Source organism: Brenneria rubrifaciens (genome assembly GCF_005484945.1).
Taxonomy (GTDB): Bacteria; Pseudomonadota; Gammaproteobacteria; order Enterobacterales; family Enterobacteriaceae; genus Brenneria; species Brenneria rubrifaciens.
Genome location: NZ_CP034035.1, coordinates 3,994,446 through 4,008,214, shown reverse-complemented (window position 1 = coordinate 4,008,214; position 13,769 = coordinate 3,994,446). Strand labels below are relative to the sequence as shown.

Annotated in this window: 14 protein-coding genes; 1 reads left to right on the top strand and 13 read right to left on the bottom strand. The window is 53.0% G+C overall.

Translation table 11 applies throughout. The features are described from left to right. Window positions 1–2: 2 nt before the first annotated feature. The 7 genes from EH207_RS17960 to EH207_RS17930 all read right to left on the bottom strand — a co-directional run bounded on the left by EH207_RS17960 (window position 3) and on the right by EH207_RS17930 (window position 7,753). On the bottom strand, window positions 3–866 hold the full coding sequence (locus tag EH207_RS17960) for a phage integrase N-terminal domain-containing protein (RefSeq protein WP_137715195.1): 864 nt from the start codon (window positions 864–866) through the stop codon (window positions 3–5). Between the two features lie 585 nt (window positions 867–1,451). Beyond that, a complete protein-coding gene (locus EH207_RS17955; RefSeq protein WP_246048912.1) occupies window positions 1,452–1,931 on the bottom strand; it encodes a hypothetical protein in 480 nt (159 codons plus the stop codon). 81 nt (window positions 1,932–2,012) lie between these two features. After that, the gene (locus EH207_RS17950; RefSeq protein ID WP_137715194.1) at window positions 2,013–3,047 is read right to left on the bottom strand and encodes an IS630 family transposase; all 1,035 of its coding nucleotides are present in this window, start codon (window positions 3,045–3,047) and stop codon (window positions 2,013–2,015) included. A 39-nt stretch (window positions 3,048–3,086) separates the two neighbouring features. Further along, a complete protein-coding gene (locus EH207_RS17945; RefSeq protein WP_246048911.1) occupies window positions 3,087–3,737 on the bottom strand; it encodes an STY4528 family pathogenicity island replication protein in 651 nt (216 codons plus the stop codon). A gap of 1,139 nt (window positions 3,738–4,876) precedes the next feature. Further along, window positions 4,877–6,196, bottom strand: a complete 1,320-nt coding sequence (locus EH207_RS17940) for a type II toxin-antitoxin system HipA family toxin (protein ID WP_137715193.1) — start codon at window positions 6,194–6,196, stop codon at window positions 4,877–4,879. Beyond that, the gene (locus EH207_RS17935; RefSeq protein ID WP_137715192.1) at window positions 6,196–6,465 is read right to left on the bottom strand and encodes a helix-turn-helix domain-containing protein; all 270 of its coding nucleotides are present in this window, start codon (window positions 6,463–6,465) and stop codon (window positions 6,196–6,198) included. The genes EH207_RS17940 and EH207_RS17935 overlap by 1 nt, the downstream gene beginning before the upstream one ends. A 436-nt stretch (window positions 6,466–6,901) precedes the next feature. Beyond that, a complete protein-coding gene (locus EH207_RS17930; protein ID WP_137715191.1) occupies window positions 6,902–7,753 on the bottom strand; it encodes an SDR family oxidoreductase in 852 nt (283 codons plus the stop codon). Window positions 7,754–7,879: 126 nt separating this feature from the next. Here EH207_RS17930 and EH207_RS17925 point away from each other — a divergent pair, with 126 nt between their 5' ends. Then, window positions 7,880–8,233, top strand: a complete 354-nt coding sequence (locus tag EH207_RS17925; RefSeq protein WP_137715416.1) for a winged helix-turn-helix transcriptional regulator — start codon at window positions 7,880–7,882, stop codon at window positions 8,231–8,233. A gap of 162 nt (window positions 8,234–8,395) precedes the next feature. Here EH207_RS17925 and EH207_RS17920 read toward each other — a convergent pair whose 3' ends face one another. The 6 genes from EH207_RS17920 to rpiB all read right to left on the bottom strand — a co-directional run bounded on the left by EH207_RS17920 (window position 8,396) and on the right by rpiB (window position 13,528). Then, complete coding sequence (locus EH207_RS17920) at window positions 8,396–9,778, bottom strand: carbohydrate porin (protein WP_137715190.1); 1,383 nt, start codon at window positions 9,776–9,778, stop codon at window positions 8,396–8,398. A gap of 191 nt (window positions 9,779–9,969) precedes the next feature. Continuing rightward, the gene (locus tag EH207_RS17915; protein WP_246048986.1) at window positions 9,970–11,136 is read right to left on the bottom strand and encodes a PTS transporter subunit EIIC; all 1,167 of its coding nucleotides are present in this window, start codon (window positions 11,134–11,136) and stop codon (window positions 9,970–9,972) included. Window positions 11,137–11,139: 3 nt separating this feature from the next. Further along, the gene (locus tag EH207_RS18275) at window positions 11,140–11,376 is read right to left on the bottom strand and encodes a PTS transporter subunit EIIB (protein ID WP_217496109.1); all 237 of its coding nucleotides are present in this window, start codon (window positions 11,374–11,376) and stop codon (window positions 11,140–11,142) included. Window positions 11,377–11,468: 92 nt separating this feature from the next. Then, on the bottom strand, window positions 11,469–12,428 hold the full coding sequence (locus EH207_RS17910) for a DUF7916 family protein (protein WP_137715189.1): 960 nt from the start codon (window positions 12,426–12,428) through the stop codon (window positions 11,469–11,471). A gap of 43 nt (window positions 12,429–12,471) precedes the next feature. After that, window positions 12,472–13,137, bottom strand: coding sequence for a ribulose-phosphate 3-epimerase (gene rpe / locus EH207_RS17905; RefSeq protein ID WP_137715188.1), 666 nt, complete (start codon window positions 13,135–13,137; stop codon window positions 12,472–12,474). Next, on the bottom strand, window positions 13,130–13,528 hold the full coding sequence (rpiB, locus tag EH207_RS17900; protein WP_246048985.1) for a ribose 5-phosphate isomerase B: 399 nt from the start codon (window positions 13,526–13,528) through the stop codon (window positions 13,130–13,132). The genes rpe and rpiB overlap by 8 nt, the downstream gene beginning before the upstream one ends. Window positions 13,529–13,769: the final 241 nt, after the last annotated feature.

Here is a 13,769-nt window from a genome sequence, read left to right as displayed (position 1 = left end):
CCTCAGGTTCCCAGATAAATCGCCGTTACTTTCATACGTTCATGCCCGAGTTCACGGCTGATCTGATGTCGGGCGTGTTGGTCACTCATTCGCTGGCTGCTACTGAGCTGAGTTTTCCCAGGACCACCCGCCGCCGGTGCCCGCCATCCCGTCAGCACCTCATACCGCATCTGCGCATACCGATGTCGCAGCCCATGCATGTTGCTCAGCCCTGCCGCCTTGCACTGCCCGTCGTAGACATGCCGCTGCTGGATGTAGGTCTTGTGCGATGGAATCAGAGATCCCAGGCCCGCCAGACGACGGGCCTCATCCAGCACCGCACGCTGTTCCTGAGTCGTGATCGGAACTGCTCGATCGCGACCGCCCTTCGCCCACGATCCCTTGATGGCGATATGGTCGCCACGATCAGCATAGCGGGGCTGAAACTTGATGGACTCTTCCCGCCGCAAACCAAAAGCAGCTTGCAAGCGCAGGCTCATGCGGACATGAGGGTCGGTGATCCTGCCCAACCTGTCGCCAATTTCCTTGGCCTTGCTTTCATTGGTCACATAGCGCCGTTCGGGAATGCCCAGTTTGGTGTTATCCGTCGGCAGGATGCCTGCCTTGCCAACCTTCTCTGCCCACCAGCGCAGGTGCGCCATGCGGTTCTTCAGCGTACCGGCCGACAGGCCTTCGGCTTGCCAGCGCTGCAACAGGGCTTCGACATGCTTGCCCTTGAGCGAGTTGGCCCGCATCTGGCGAAAGCCCGCCTCGCACAGTTGGCGTGCGGCCAGACTCAGCGACCGTTGCCGGTCGGCCTGAGTGGCATGGCTGCCGTCGCGGTTGCGCTGGCAAAGCTGGCGCAGGGTATAGGTCAGGTCGTCCATCGCGGTGTTGTTCCATCGGTTATCGGGGCTGAGCAGCAAACGGTCAGTGTTTTTGCCAACTCGCCAAGGCGAGATCCCGAGGGGCAAGGGCCAGGTGCTCAGTTCACCTGTGGCCTCGAATGAGGCGTCCGCCTTGCTTCCTGTGGGAAGGCCGGGCGGAGGAATGGCAAGGGACGACAACGCGATATGCTGGGATGAGTACCTCCTGTGATGCAGTGTGGAAAAGGTGTCGGCAGGCCGCGCGAGGACGGGCGACCAGCAACGAGTGCCTGGAACGGCGGATGTGTGTTGCGACGATGGCGGGACGAATCACGCCGAGGATGAGGAAGGCTCTGCCCATGGGTAGGGCGGCACACTAAGCGAGCCTGGGTGTGCCTGGGATGGTTCCGTCTGGTGAGCCGGGTCTGCGCTTGCAGGAACCTGCGCCAGGGTTCCGGTGTTCATACCCACCGGCAGGTCGTTGCTGGGCCAGTGTGCCGGGGCATCATCATGTGCGCAGCCATCAATGCGATGCTGCGCCAACCCGCATTCCTGCTGCATTTCGCCGGGCCGTCACTGCGGCGGGCAGTGACGGCCCCATCGGCCTCACGCCGAGCCCAGTGGCCCCAGCCTTGCAGCAGCAGGCGTGTTTCCTGGGGCTGTTGGTAGCATTCCGCTGTCAGCCATGCACCCGATGATCTGCCCGATGGGCAGCGATGGGGTCTTCAACATGCGCCGGATCTGATCCAGATGCCGTTGCGCGACCTCACGCGATGCAGGCTTTGCAGTTTGGCTGCTGGACGATGGAGAAGGGACTGGCGACGAGCTATGCTGGCTGTTGCTGATGGCCTGCACGGGTGTCTGCTGCGGGGTAGATTTGCGTGCCGCCCAGAGCTTGAAAACGCCTTCCACGGCCTTCTTGATCAACCCGTAGAGGTAGGCGATGACGTTGTGCACGCCACCTGATTCGCAGCGCGCGTCCCATTCGGCCAGTACCGCCAGGCGTTGTTCCGGAGGGAGGCCCTTGAGGCGCGCGGTGAGAACCCGTTGCTGATCCTGTGGCAGTTGCCGGAAGCGGGCTGGCATATCTGGCCCCGATACCTGCACTTCGGGTGATGAGCGGTACGTACGTACTTCTTTTATTGATCCGGCATGAACGAACTTGAATCAGGCCGCATAGCGAACTGGCTCGTGTTCGAAGTAGCTCTTGATGCGTTCGGGCTTGCGCTGAACGCTACGCAGGTGCCTTGCTGTGGCCTTGACCAGTTGCAGTTTCGTGCGCGCCGGGGCGAGCTTCGTGACGGCCTGCTTGAGGTCGGCGTTGGCCATCTCGTTCGGGTTGAGTTCTGGACTGTAGCTCGGAAGGTAGAACACCTCGATCTCGTGCTTATGCTCGGCCAACCAGGCCTTCACAGGCTTGCTGTGGTGCACCCGCAAGTTGTCCAGGATCAAGTAGACCTTGCGCTCCGCGTCCTTGATGAGCCGGCGCAGGAAGTCGATCAGGATGTCGGAGTTGAGCGCGCCGTGGAAGGCCTTCCAGCGCATCTGCCCCTTGTTGGTGACCGTGGAGATCACCGACAGGCCGTGGCGCTTACTGTTCACCCGCACGATCGGCGTCTTGCCCTTGGGCGCGTAGCTGCGACCGCGCACATCGTCGCTGCGAAGCCCGGTCTCATCGCCCCAATGAATCTCGGCACCCTCGACCTTGGCGCACGCGGCGATCACCGGGTATTCCTCTTCGAGCCATTTCTTCACCGCCGCGGGCGACTGCTCGTAGGCCTTCTTCATGGGTTTCTGGGGTGTGAAGCCCCAACGCGCCAGGTACAGCCCCATCGTGCGCACCGGCAGTCGAACGCCAAAGCGCTGCTCGATGAGTTCGCCCACAGCCGCGCGGCTCCACAACGCATACGGCATCTTCAGTTGATCGGGCGTCTTGTCGGTGATCAGCTTGCGCACCGCCGCCTCTTGGGCCGCGCCCAGGCGGCGCCCTTCGCCCAGTTTGCGACCGCCGGGCGCATCCTGCAGCGCCTTGGCGCCGGCCACCTCGTGACGCTTGCAGATGTCGAAGACGCCGGTGCGGCTCAGGCCCGTCTGCGCGGCAATCTCATCGTACGTACGACCCGCCTTGCGCAGTCGAATTACTTGCACGCGCCTTTCGTGGCGCGCTTCGCGCGACAGCGATCTCATATCGGTTGCTTGCATCACCACCACATGATGGCGCATTCCAAAAATTCAAGATGATTATTGCCGGATCAATAATACTTCTTTTTCTACAGTACGTACTGCTGTCGCAGATGCCGGAACGGGTTTCGGAATACCGCCGCTGGCTTCGGGCACGTGGGTATCGCGCAGAGTTGAGCCACTAGGACTACCCTGATCATGGTCGTCGCCACGATGCTGTAAGAGCCTGATCCGCTCTTGCATCGTTGCAGGCAGCTTTTCCAACCTGTCCGGGTGGCGCATGGCTTCGTCGAGGATGGACTGCGCCAGTTGGCGAATCGTCGCGCTGGCATGGCCGAGCGCCCGTTCCAGCAGGGGCAGGTAGTCTTCGTCCTCCAAGCACGCGTTGTCGAACGTGAGTGGCTGATTCCGCACCGCGTAGCGGCGGGCCATCAAGAAGCCGGTCATCGGGTTGCGGCGGTACTCGACCAGCGCAATCCACGCGGACAGCCGCAGACACAGCACGGCCCTGGACACAGTTTCAAGGGCAGCCCGCTTGCTGCCCGGTGCGCTGGGCAAATATTTGCGTAGCGCGTCGTAGCTGAGGACCACGCTGCCGTCGTTGCTGGCCAGCGCACGGAAAGTCAGCCAGGCGTTGCGCTCCAGCGGCGTCAGCCGCTCATCGAGCAACAGAGCTTTCGGGGTGATGATGTCCGAGGTTTGGTGTGACATGGTGAGGCTCCTATCGGTATCGGCCAACTGGCCAAAGGAGCCGTCATCTCACCCCGGCATCACCGCTGCCGCAGCCATCAATCCGAACTGCGTTCCTCCCGTTTTCTCGGGTTTGGAGCAGGGCGCAACATCCTTGGTGTTCCGGATCAGGAGGTGGGAAAATGAACTCGTTGCAGCGCATTGGATGTTAATGGCCGGGTTCACTGCTTCTGATCAAGTCGTTCGCTGACACATCGCGCCAGTAACGGGAGAGTGGGAAGCGTCCAGGGAGGGCCATCCCCAGCTACCAAGGGACACACTTGGTTTTTGGGTCCAAGAATAGGTCCAAGCACGTTGAAGTGCATCCGGAAACACATTTAAAATCAATGGAATACAGTGAAATCACTACTTCTGCATCGGCAAGTAACGCTAAGTCTGTAAGCGTCCACTCACATCCACTCATCCCGCATAGCGCCTTGTTATGCGGGATTTTTTGTTCCATCGATGTCTATTCGCTTCCACCGAGAGCCAGGGGTTTTTGAGATCGCCGGAAGTCGCGACAACCTCGGCGAGTGCAAGCATGAGGGCATGGTCATCAAGAGATCGCAGTGTGTTCAGCAGGTTATGGAGCGGTTGCCCTGGCGACAATGATAGTGCCGCACCCCATACTTACCTAGCAGCACAATGGAAACCATGGGGTCCGGCAACGCCAGAAATTGAGCAAACAAATGGCGAGTTCGTGATCCGATCATCCTGTTTATCTCTTTTTTCTTTTACCTGTCGATTCAGACGCGTAACGCTCAGGCGACAATTCGGATTCCATTATGAGGGGTGAGTGCCTTGCTTTGTGCTTCGTATGGGCAGTGCCCGAGTGACTACGACGTTAAGCACATTCGGTTTGCTCGCAGCCCACCCACAGGTGCCCGAGCCAACCTGATAAGTGATGAAACCTTATACCCGAAGACAGGGACACACGTTCGTTGCATGAGTTAGTAGCCAGAGCTAAGCACGCAACCAAACTATGCTATGTTTTGTCCGAAAGTCTAGGCGCTATAGCAACCGAAGTGATTTTGATCCCTACTTACGCTCAACAACCAATAACGAATTGTTTAATATACATTTTTAGTTTCTTTATTCGCATTGGGAAGCGAGGCGGAAAGCTAATTCCACCCGATAGTTAACCGCCTCGCTTTCGCCTGCATTCCATTCAAAATAGCATCGCGGATAGGCGCAGGAAAACCAGCGGGCAGTTGGTTTCTTATTTTCACAACAACAGCGTCCATCGACTGCGCAAACTCAGCCAAAATGTTTTCCATCGATTCTCTGGCAAACCCAACCGCCTTCGCCGTTTGGAAAAAGTGCCGTGGAAAGATCTGCTCAATAGCGTATTTCTTGCCTCTTGAGCCGGTCAGTCCCATCGCAAGTTTGGCATCTCTGCGGTCAATTCCCCGACCGCCAATCGCCGGGTACATAGAGAGAATGTCATAGTAAGGCGTGAGACGATATCGTCCTTGCGATTCAATAAATAAGGAAAAGTTTTTCGCATGCCCATCCGTTGCGGCCAATAGCCAAAATAGTACCTGAGCCTTCATAAAGCTATAACGATCCCTTTCTGGATCAACCGCGCCCAATAGAACCGACATAATGGCGCAAATGCCAGGTCCACCATGGTTTTCGTATTTTCGTGCGGAAGGAATATTTAATGCCTGGCAAAAATCCTCTTGCGGCAACCGCATAATCCAACGGCCATCCGAGGCATATTTGCGATCAAAACGTTCTACCGCCAGCGCTTTTATCTTGCCCGCTTTGATCATAAAACAGTGCGGCACCGGTAGCCCAAACGCCTTGGCAATGAGCATGCACAGATACTCATTTTCAACGCTGTCAGACATATCAATCGAGTAAGAGTGACTCTCGATTTTACCAATCGGCAGCTTGATGATGTGGGTGGTTGGCGTGGCATTAAGGGGCAGACGCCAGTGGTCATCCAGATAGAGCAGCGCCGTCTTTTCCTGTGCGCCAGCGATGGAGATACGAAAATCGTCTTCTGCGTCGATCATCCCGAGCGGGGCATCCGACTGATATCCACTCAATATGCGTTCAAATTGTTGCTCGGATAAGGTTTTGTATTCGATCCGTTTTATATCGTGAACAGGCGTACCCTGCTGCACCAATTGTAACGCCCCGACGCTGTCTTGCCCCACTTTAGCCAGCAGATCAAACGGCTGGGTGGAATCTGCGTGATGTCTGGCGACAATGCGTCTTCTGATATCCAGATTATCCGGCAGTAAATTGTCGAAGAAGTTATAAACTTCATCACCTTGATAGGGCTGATGGCGTAGCGGCATAGAGAGCGAGATGGGGCGACTACCTGATAGTCCAAGCCAGTTCTCATCATAGGAAAAACGATGCGCGCCACTGCTTGTTTTGGTAAAAACGCCCACCCGATAGCCGTTCATGTAAACATCAAGCGCAGCCATTACCATTCTTCCTTCCAGGATGATGATGCAACAGAAGCTTCATTATTGGCTGCATCCGCATTCCTGGGAGTAACAGTCAGTTCTAAATTTAATGCCGACAGGATTTTAAAGAAGGTTTCCAGCTTGGTGGAATCAGGATGTTGCTCGAAGCTGGATACCGTATCCTGGCGAATACCCACTTTACCGGCCACTTTCCCTTGTGAAAGCTTCTGCGTGATGCGGACATCTTTCAGATAGGCGCTAAGCTGTTTGGTGTTGGTGACTTTCATCGTTTTACCCTACCGGTTATAGACGGTAGAATAACTATTACACGCTTTAGCAGGTAAAACAAGGCTTACACGATATAGGCGTTAAGATTACTTTTATCGGTTATAGCGTGTAAGAGTAGTGCCGGCAACATGCGGCAAACGCCACGATGAATCCTTTCCCCACATTTGCATCAAAAACTCTAATTGCATTGTTTTATATTAAATATTTCACTTTCTGCATCGATAAGTCACGCCTAGTCTGTAAGCGTCCACTTACTTCCACTCATCCCGGCGACAACATCCCGATCCCAGCCCCGAGTGGTAAACCGTGTCCGGCGTTTATTTTGCAATAAACCGTCAACAACTGATGCGCCAGAGATAAAAAAAGCCCGCTCAGATGGCTTCTGAGCGGGCGTCGATAATCATTTCGCAGTCATAATCCGTCTGGTGTTACCGCTTACTTCAGCGCCGCTTTCACTACCACTGCCAGCGGCGTGGTCGCACGTCCAATCAAGCTACTCAGCTGATGTCCGCCATCAAACAATGCGCCTTTGGATGCGCCCGTATCAGAATCGGCAATGATACCGGCAAAGCCTTCTGGCAAACCTGCGCCAACCAATGCAGCCTTGTGTTCATCTTCCGACAGATTCTGATAGCGGATAGGCTGACCTGACTGTTTGCTGATTTCGACCGCCAGCTCCGTCAGTGTATAAGCCTCATCGCCCGCCAGTTCATAAATCTTGCCAGCCTGATTTTCTTGCGTCAGGACGGCCACCGCTGCGGCGGCATAATCAGCACGCGCAGCGGAAGCAATCTTTCCTTCACCCGCGCTACCGATAAAGACACCTTGCGCTAATGCGGCAGGTATGCTGCCCGCATAGTTTTCCGTGTACCAACCGTTGCGCAGTACAACATGAGGCAGGCCGGATTGTTTTAAGCACGCTTCCGATTCACGATGCTCAACCGCCAGCGCAAGCGGTGACGTATCGGCATGCAAAAGGCTGGTATAAGCCAACAGGCTTACTTTCGCCTTGACTGCGGCCTCAATCACATTGCGATGCTGAGCGGCGCGCCGCCCCACTTCGCTGGAAGAAATCAGTAAAACTTTATCCACACCTTGCAGCGCGGAAGAGAGCGTATCGGGCTGGCTATAGTCAGCGGCTTTCACGTGAACGCCGCGAGCAGCCAGATCAGCAACGTTATTCACGTCCCGCGCCAACGCCAGAACGTCGTTCGCCGGAATCTTTTCCAACAGTTGTTCAATCACTAAACGACCAAGTTGGCCGGATGCACCGGTAATTGCGATCATCGTTAAGTTCCTTTCTTTGATTAACACAGGCTGGCATAATACCCACAAAGCTAACTTTAAGTAAGTACGAACATAAAGGTAAGTGTAGTGTCCGAACAAACCAACGATGCAGATTCTTCCGTCCCCATGTCGCCAAAGGGCGATCTTTTCGCTGAAAAGTGTCCGTCACGCCAGGTGCTTAACCACGTAACCAGTCGCTGGGGCGTGCTGATACTGGTGGCGCTGATGGAGGGCACGCACCGTTTCAGTCAGTTGCGTCGCAGAATTGGGGGCGTCAGCGAGCGTATGCTGGCTCAAACCTTACAGTATCTGGAAAACGATGGGTTTATCCTGCGTACGGCCTATCCTGTCGTCCCGCCGCATGTGGAATACAGCCTAACCCCATTGGGCAGAGAAGTGAGTGGAAGAGTAAAAGTGCTGGCGGACTGGATAGAGGATAATATCGGGACAATATTGGCCGCGCGGCCCAACAAGGATTGACGCACTCTGCGAACACATCGGCGCTGCCCGTTCACAAGAGCAAAGTCATTATGCAATGCCCCTGTCGGCGCGTAGAAATCTGCACGTGCCGACACGGCTATTTTTGCACTCGCGATCGACGCCCCATCCTGCCACTGTCGTTGTCGCTTAAACCCTACAGGATTAGAAAGTCACCATAGTTTTCAAACCGCCGACCCACGCATCCTGCGTTTCAGCCAGACCCGCAGGGCGATGCCAGAACTGGAGTTCCGGCTGGATAGCCAGCCAGGACGTTGCCTGTATCCGATAATACATGGCCAGGTTGACGCTGTGTCCGGGTACGGGTTTCCATGCGGGGTCGCTTATGCCGGCGGCACCGCTCATCTGATTGAGATAATTCTGTTTACGCTTGTAATGACTGCTTGTTTCAATATAGGTCACGCCGAGCGCCGCCATGTCGTCTGGCCGGGCGTCGAACAAACCGCGATAGCGCAGGGCCGCTGAATTCACATATTTAAAGGCCATCGTCCGCTCGTCGGCCCAGCCGAAACTGTTGGATACGCTCAGCCCGCGATTGGCATCATCGGCATGCCGAGTAACCTGCTGGTTGAAGGCTGTATACACATACCAGCTACGCTCGCGCTGGCGGTAACCTTCAGGATCGTCCACCCCTGCGCCGCCGGATTTGCCCTCATACAGATCGGCCCGTTCACCATTCGTGAACAGCACGCCAAGGTTATAGGCGCCGGGCAGCCCCTTAACGTCATGAGTGCGCCACAGTATTTCCATCGGTAGCAAGACCCCTTTACTTCCCTTGGTTGACCAACTCCAGGCGTGACTCCTGCTGTTTACGCTGGGGTTATACTCCATCAGCCCGGTCTTAAGCGTGACTTCGGGAGTCAGCTTGTACTGAAAAGCGGTTCCCCAGTAGTGGACATTCCAGTTATACCACAGACCTGACTTAGCCGATTTACCGCCGCACAGACTGATAAGCTGGAAGTCGCAGGGAAGTATCTGATCGAAATCCTGGTTTTTATTAATCATCCCGATACGCCAGTTTAATCTTCTATCCAAAAAGCTGCGGCTGAATGTCAGCCAGCCAAGACGGGTAATTGACTGACCGTTGTTTGCCGCTTCCTGAGCCTGATCGTTTCGGGTGACGGACGGGTTTATCAACCGTTCCGACGTGAGATCGTTGTCATGGTTACGGTTAACGATATTGCCGTCAATTTTTGCATCTGGAATCCCCGTATAGCGTTCGAGATCCTGAGTGAAAGTTAACGCGGTATCATCAATAAAAGCGTATTTATTATCTTTATTATAACCACCGGCGATGTTATAGGCGCTTTCAGTCATATAAGCCAGACGGAAGGTAAAACCATGATCCGCCAAAGTGGTTCTTATTCCCAACATATCACCCAACAATCCCTGCGTGACAGGTTTGTCATAGCCGAGAACAATATTATTCCATGCCGGCTGTTGATTGGGGACTGCAGCTGACACTGTTAATGCGAGGCCGAAATAGATTAATACCAAAGATAAGGTTGTTTTAATATTATTTTTCATTATCAAATACCTTGATATAATGCCAGGATGAATAAATATTATTCGGGCGTTTATTTACTATTAATTTACTTTTATGGCCAACGCACTCCCTGCCCGTCATTTTATCTTTGACTGGCCCACAATTCAAAACCTAGTGACTGACGAATAACGCGTTATAAAATAATCGTTAAATTAATATTAATTGTTTTTCCTCACTCCTTATTTTCTTTTATAGACTTCTCTTTTTCATTGGCCAGCATCTCTTTTTCCATATTGTCATTAAAGCCAAAAAAATACGTTGAAACAGCGGTGAAAATAAAAGCCAGTATAATCGCGCAGATAAAACCGGCAAACCCCGGACCAAAAAACAGCGGTAGCGTGGCCAGGCCGGGAATACCTGGCGCAATGGCGGAGGAACCCGAAAAACCGCTGATGGCGCCGCCCAGACCACCGCCAATCGTCGCCCAGATAAAGGGTTTTTTATAGCGTAGGCTGATGCCGTAGATAATCGGCTCCACGATGCCAAACAGTCCGGTTATCGTCGCCGGACCCGCGATTTGTTTGATTTTAGGGTTACGGGTTTTCAGCAGAACGCCTAATGCGGCGCCAGCCTGAGCAAAGTTTGAAGGGGCGAACAAAGGTTTCAGGGTATCGCTACCATGTATGGCGATATTGTTATACATGATGGGAATGAAAGCCCAGTGCAAGCCGAAAATAACCAGCATCTGCCAGCCTATCCCCGCGACAATGCCTGCCAGAACGGGGCTGAGGTGATAAATAAAGGCGTAGCCATTAGCCAATCCCAAGCTCAGGTAGGTGCCAAGAGGACCGATAACGATCAACGTCAGAGGAACAACCAGCATCAGGCAGATCAGCGGCGTGGTGAAGTTACGGATACTGTCATGCAAATGCCGGTTCAGGAAACGCTCCAGCAAAGAGAGCAGCCATACGGAAAGAATGACCGGCAGCACCGAGGAGGTATAACGCATCAGAATCACCGGAATATCGAAGAAATCCAGCGGGGTTTGATTATTGAACAAGGTAATCAGCGTTGGATAGATCAGCGCCCCGGCAACGGAAAGTGCAACAAAGGTATTGGCGCCAAATTTTTTTGCCGACGTAAGGGCGATCGCGATCGGTAGAAAATAGAAAATGCTGTCTGCTGCGGCATACCAAATGATATAGACGCCGCTTTGGGGCGACATCCAGCCCAGTGAGGTCAACATCAACAACAAACCTTTTAATATCCCGGCAGCGGCCAGCGCTCCCAGAAACGGCGTGAAAATTCCAGAGATAATATCCACAGCGCGAGAAAAAAGACTCTCATTACCGCTCTGGCTATTATTCTCATATACAGTGCTATTGTCTCCTGCTGTCATCATTTACTGGATAGCATTAAATATTTCACCGACCCGATTACCGATAACGACCTGATATTGACCTCCGCTTTCAATAACGGTGATAACGCCATCAATTTTTTTACTTGCGTCTTTATTTGCTTTTGCGTGATCTTTTAACTTAAATCTTAGCCGGGTGGCACAATGAACGAGACTAATAATATTCTCTTCACCACCAACCGCACCCAGGATTTCTTTAGAAGCCTGTTCGGGATTCATCATTTTATCCTTTCAATTTTCAGGAAAAGGCGTAGTCAAAAAAAATAATATAATTAGCAAATATCATTGCGGGCGATATAACTCGCCCGTTATATTTATCTCGCTCGACTCACCATTCTCTTGATGGTATGGCGTTTGCCTTTAATCGATATCGCCAACTGATAAACATTTTCAGGCATGGGTGTGCCCGCATATCCGCCGTCACCAATAGCATGAATATCCGCACCGGTTTGTTTCATCATCAGGGCAATCAGCCGGATCGTTTCCACATCCGCCCCTTCGACGGAACTGTTCAGAAAAGAGAGCGCCAACGTACCCGGCTTATAACTGTGGGTAAATGCAACACACTGACGCACGTGTTCAACGGTGATACCGTGACGGGAACCGGGCGCGGGCAACGTGATCACGTCCGCCCCCGCATCGATAAGCTCCTTGATAATGTCCTGGGCCGGACGCTCACTCAGCGGGTCGCCAAGTACTTTTTCAATAGAACCGTCTTCCCACTTCCCGGCGCAAATCAGCAGGTCGTCCCCCAGGGTTTCCTTTGCCAATCTTGTGGCGGCAATAATTTGCTCGAACGTGGTTCCCGAAGAGGGATTTCCCCCCAGCACCACAAAATCGGCCCCGATGTCTTTGATCCGCAGCAGGTTCTCTTTCGACGCCACCCGACCCGGTTTCGCTTCTACATAGCGCTCTCCGGCAACTCTGGCGCGATCATCCGGGCACTCCAGATAGATGCCGAGAGGAACGCCAGCCCACTGCTTAATCTGGCTAACACTGTAGGGTTCCACCGCCATCCTGCCGCTTTTCATCTCATAAAGACCAATATTTTTAGCATGGTCGGCCAGATCAAACGCGTTCAGCATCACCATGTCCGCCCCGAAAGCCGCCTGAATCTCCGTATTGGTCGCACCATCAACCAGGCCGGTATTCAGCGTCACATGGTGCTGTCCCATAATCACCCGGCCTTCTGAGGCCAGAATCGCCTCTTTGAGTTCTTTGGCCGACATGGTAAGAATTTCACTTTTGGAACTGGAGATTAAGCGCATCACCATTTTTCAGTCTCCTGTATTTAATTTGCTTTCCGCGCTATGAAATCTACTGGGTACAGCCTGTTAACTGGCGTAAACGCGCGATGGCCTGTTGATACGTTGCTTGCTGATTAAATAATCCGGCAGTACCCATTATGAAGTAAGTCACGTCTTGTCCCAGTTTTTCGACAATTTCCGGGCTAATGGCGCCGTCAATGGCGATCTGCGTTTTCACGCCATTCTCCTTGATCATGTCCTTCAGCCGCTGAATTTTATCGATGGCGCCGGGAATAAAGGGTTGCCCGGCAAAACCAGGATCGACAGACATGATTAACACCACATCAATATCTTCCAGCACTTCTTCCAATACGCTCAACGAGGTGGCGGGATTGACCGCGACCCCAACCTGAGCCCCGGCAGCGCGTATTTTGCTCAACGTCCGGTGTAAATGTCGCGGGGCTTCGGCGTGAACATAAATAATCGAACATCCCAACCCTGCGAATTTCTCGATATAGAGATCGGGATTGCCAACCATCAAATGAACGTCATAAGGAATATTCGCCAGCTTGCCAATGGCTTTGATATCTTCTATTCCCAGGGCGAAATTCGGAACAAACAGGCCATCCATAACGTCGATATGAAACATATCCGCCCCCGCGCGTTCCAGTGCCGCGATTTCCTCCGGCAGACGCGAGAAGTCAACACACATCATTGATGGACAAAACTTAGCCAATTTGCTCACCTTTCTCTATTTTCGCGATTAAATCGATACGGTTCTGATGACGTCCGCCTTCAAATACGGTATTCAGCCACTCTTCGACGATCATCTTCGCCAGCTCACTACCCACCACGCGAGATCCAAAGGCCAAAATGTTGGTGTCATTGTGTTCACGCGAAAGTTTTGCGGAGTAAGGTTCACTGCATACGACAGCGCGTATACCGTCAACTTTGTTGGCCGCGATAGAGATGCCAATACCTGAGCCACAGATCAGAATTCCCCGATCCGCCTCCCCGGAAACCACCGCATCGGCAACCCGCTTGCCATACTGCGGATAGTCGGTTCTCTCTGATGAATTCGCTCCTTTATCAATGACTTCTATAGACTTCGACACCAAAAACCGCATGATTTCCGATTTCAAAACCCATCCCACATGGTCACATCCCAGCGCAATTTTCACAGTACCACCTCTTGATTCAACAAATGATTTATCCGTTCATCGGCAAAAATGACTCATGGAGAAACTTCACAAATAAATTACTTTATGTGAATTTATATTATTGTGAAGTTGATCAAGCTTTGATAAAAAACAATAAAGTACATTATTATCATCAAGTTAGCGTTAATTAAGCCTCTATTGGCAATCT

Bases quoted from the DNA above. Each gene is read 5' to 3' on its own strand.
- EH207_RS17960 (WP_137715195.1), bottom strand. From the start codon at position 866: ATGGACGACCTGACCTATACCCTGCGCCAGCTTTGCCAGCGCAACCGC.
- EH207_RS17955 (WP_246048912.1), bottom strand. From the start codon at position 1,931: ATGCCAGCCCGCTTCCGGCAACTGCCACAGGATCAGCAACGGGTTCTC.
- EH207_RS17950 (WP_137715194.1), bottom strand. From the start codon at position 3,047: ATGCAAGCAACCGATATGAGATCGCTGTCGCGCGAAGCGCGCCACGAA.
- EH207_RS17945 (WP_246048911.1), bottom strand. From the start codon at position 3,737: ATGTCACACCAAACCTCGGACATCATCACCCCGAAAGCTCTGTTGCTC.
- EH207_RS17940 (WP_137715193.1), bottom strand. From the start codon at position 6,196: ATGGCTGCGCTTGATGTTTACATGAACGGCTATCGGGTGGGCGTTTTT.
- EH207_RS17935 (WP_137715192.1), bottom strand. From the start codon at position 6,465: ATGAAAGTCACCAACACCAAACAGCTTAGCGCCTATCTGAAAGATGTC.
- EH207_RS17930 (WP_137715191.1), bottom strand. From the start codon at position 7,753: ATGATCGCAATTACCGGTGCATCCGGCCAACTTGGTCGTTTAGTGATT.
- EH207_RS17925 (WP_137715416.1), top strand. From the start codon at position 7,880: ATGTCGCCAAAGGGCGATCTTTTCGCTGAAAAGTGTCCGTCACGCCAG.
- EH207_RS17920 (WP_137715190.1), bottom strand. From the start codon at position 9,778: ATGAAAAATAATATTAAAACAACCTTATCTTTGGTATTAATCTATTTC.
- EH207_RS17915 (WP_246048986.1), bottom strand. From the start codon at position 11,136: ATGACAGCAGGAGACAATAGCACTGTATATGAGAATAATAGCCAGAGC.
- EH207_RS18275 (WP_217496109.1), bottom strand. From the start codon at position 11,376: ATGATGAATCCCGAACAGGCTTCTAAAGAAATCCTGGGTGCGGTTGGT.
- EH207_RS17910 (WP_137715189.1), bottom strand. From the start codon at position 12,428: ATGGTGATGCGCTTAATCTCCAGTTCCAAAAGTGAAATTCTTACCATG.
- rpiB (WP_246048985.1), bottom strand. From the start codon at position 13,528: ATGCGGTTTTTGGTGTCGAAGTCTATAGAAGTCATTGATAAAGGAGCG.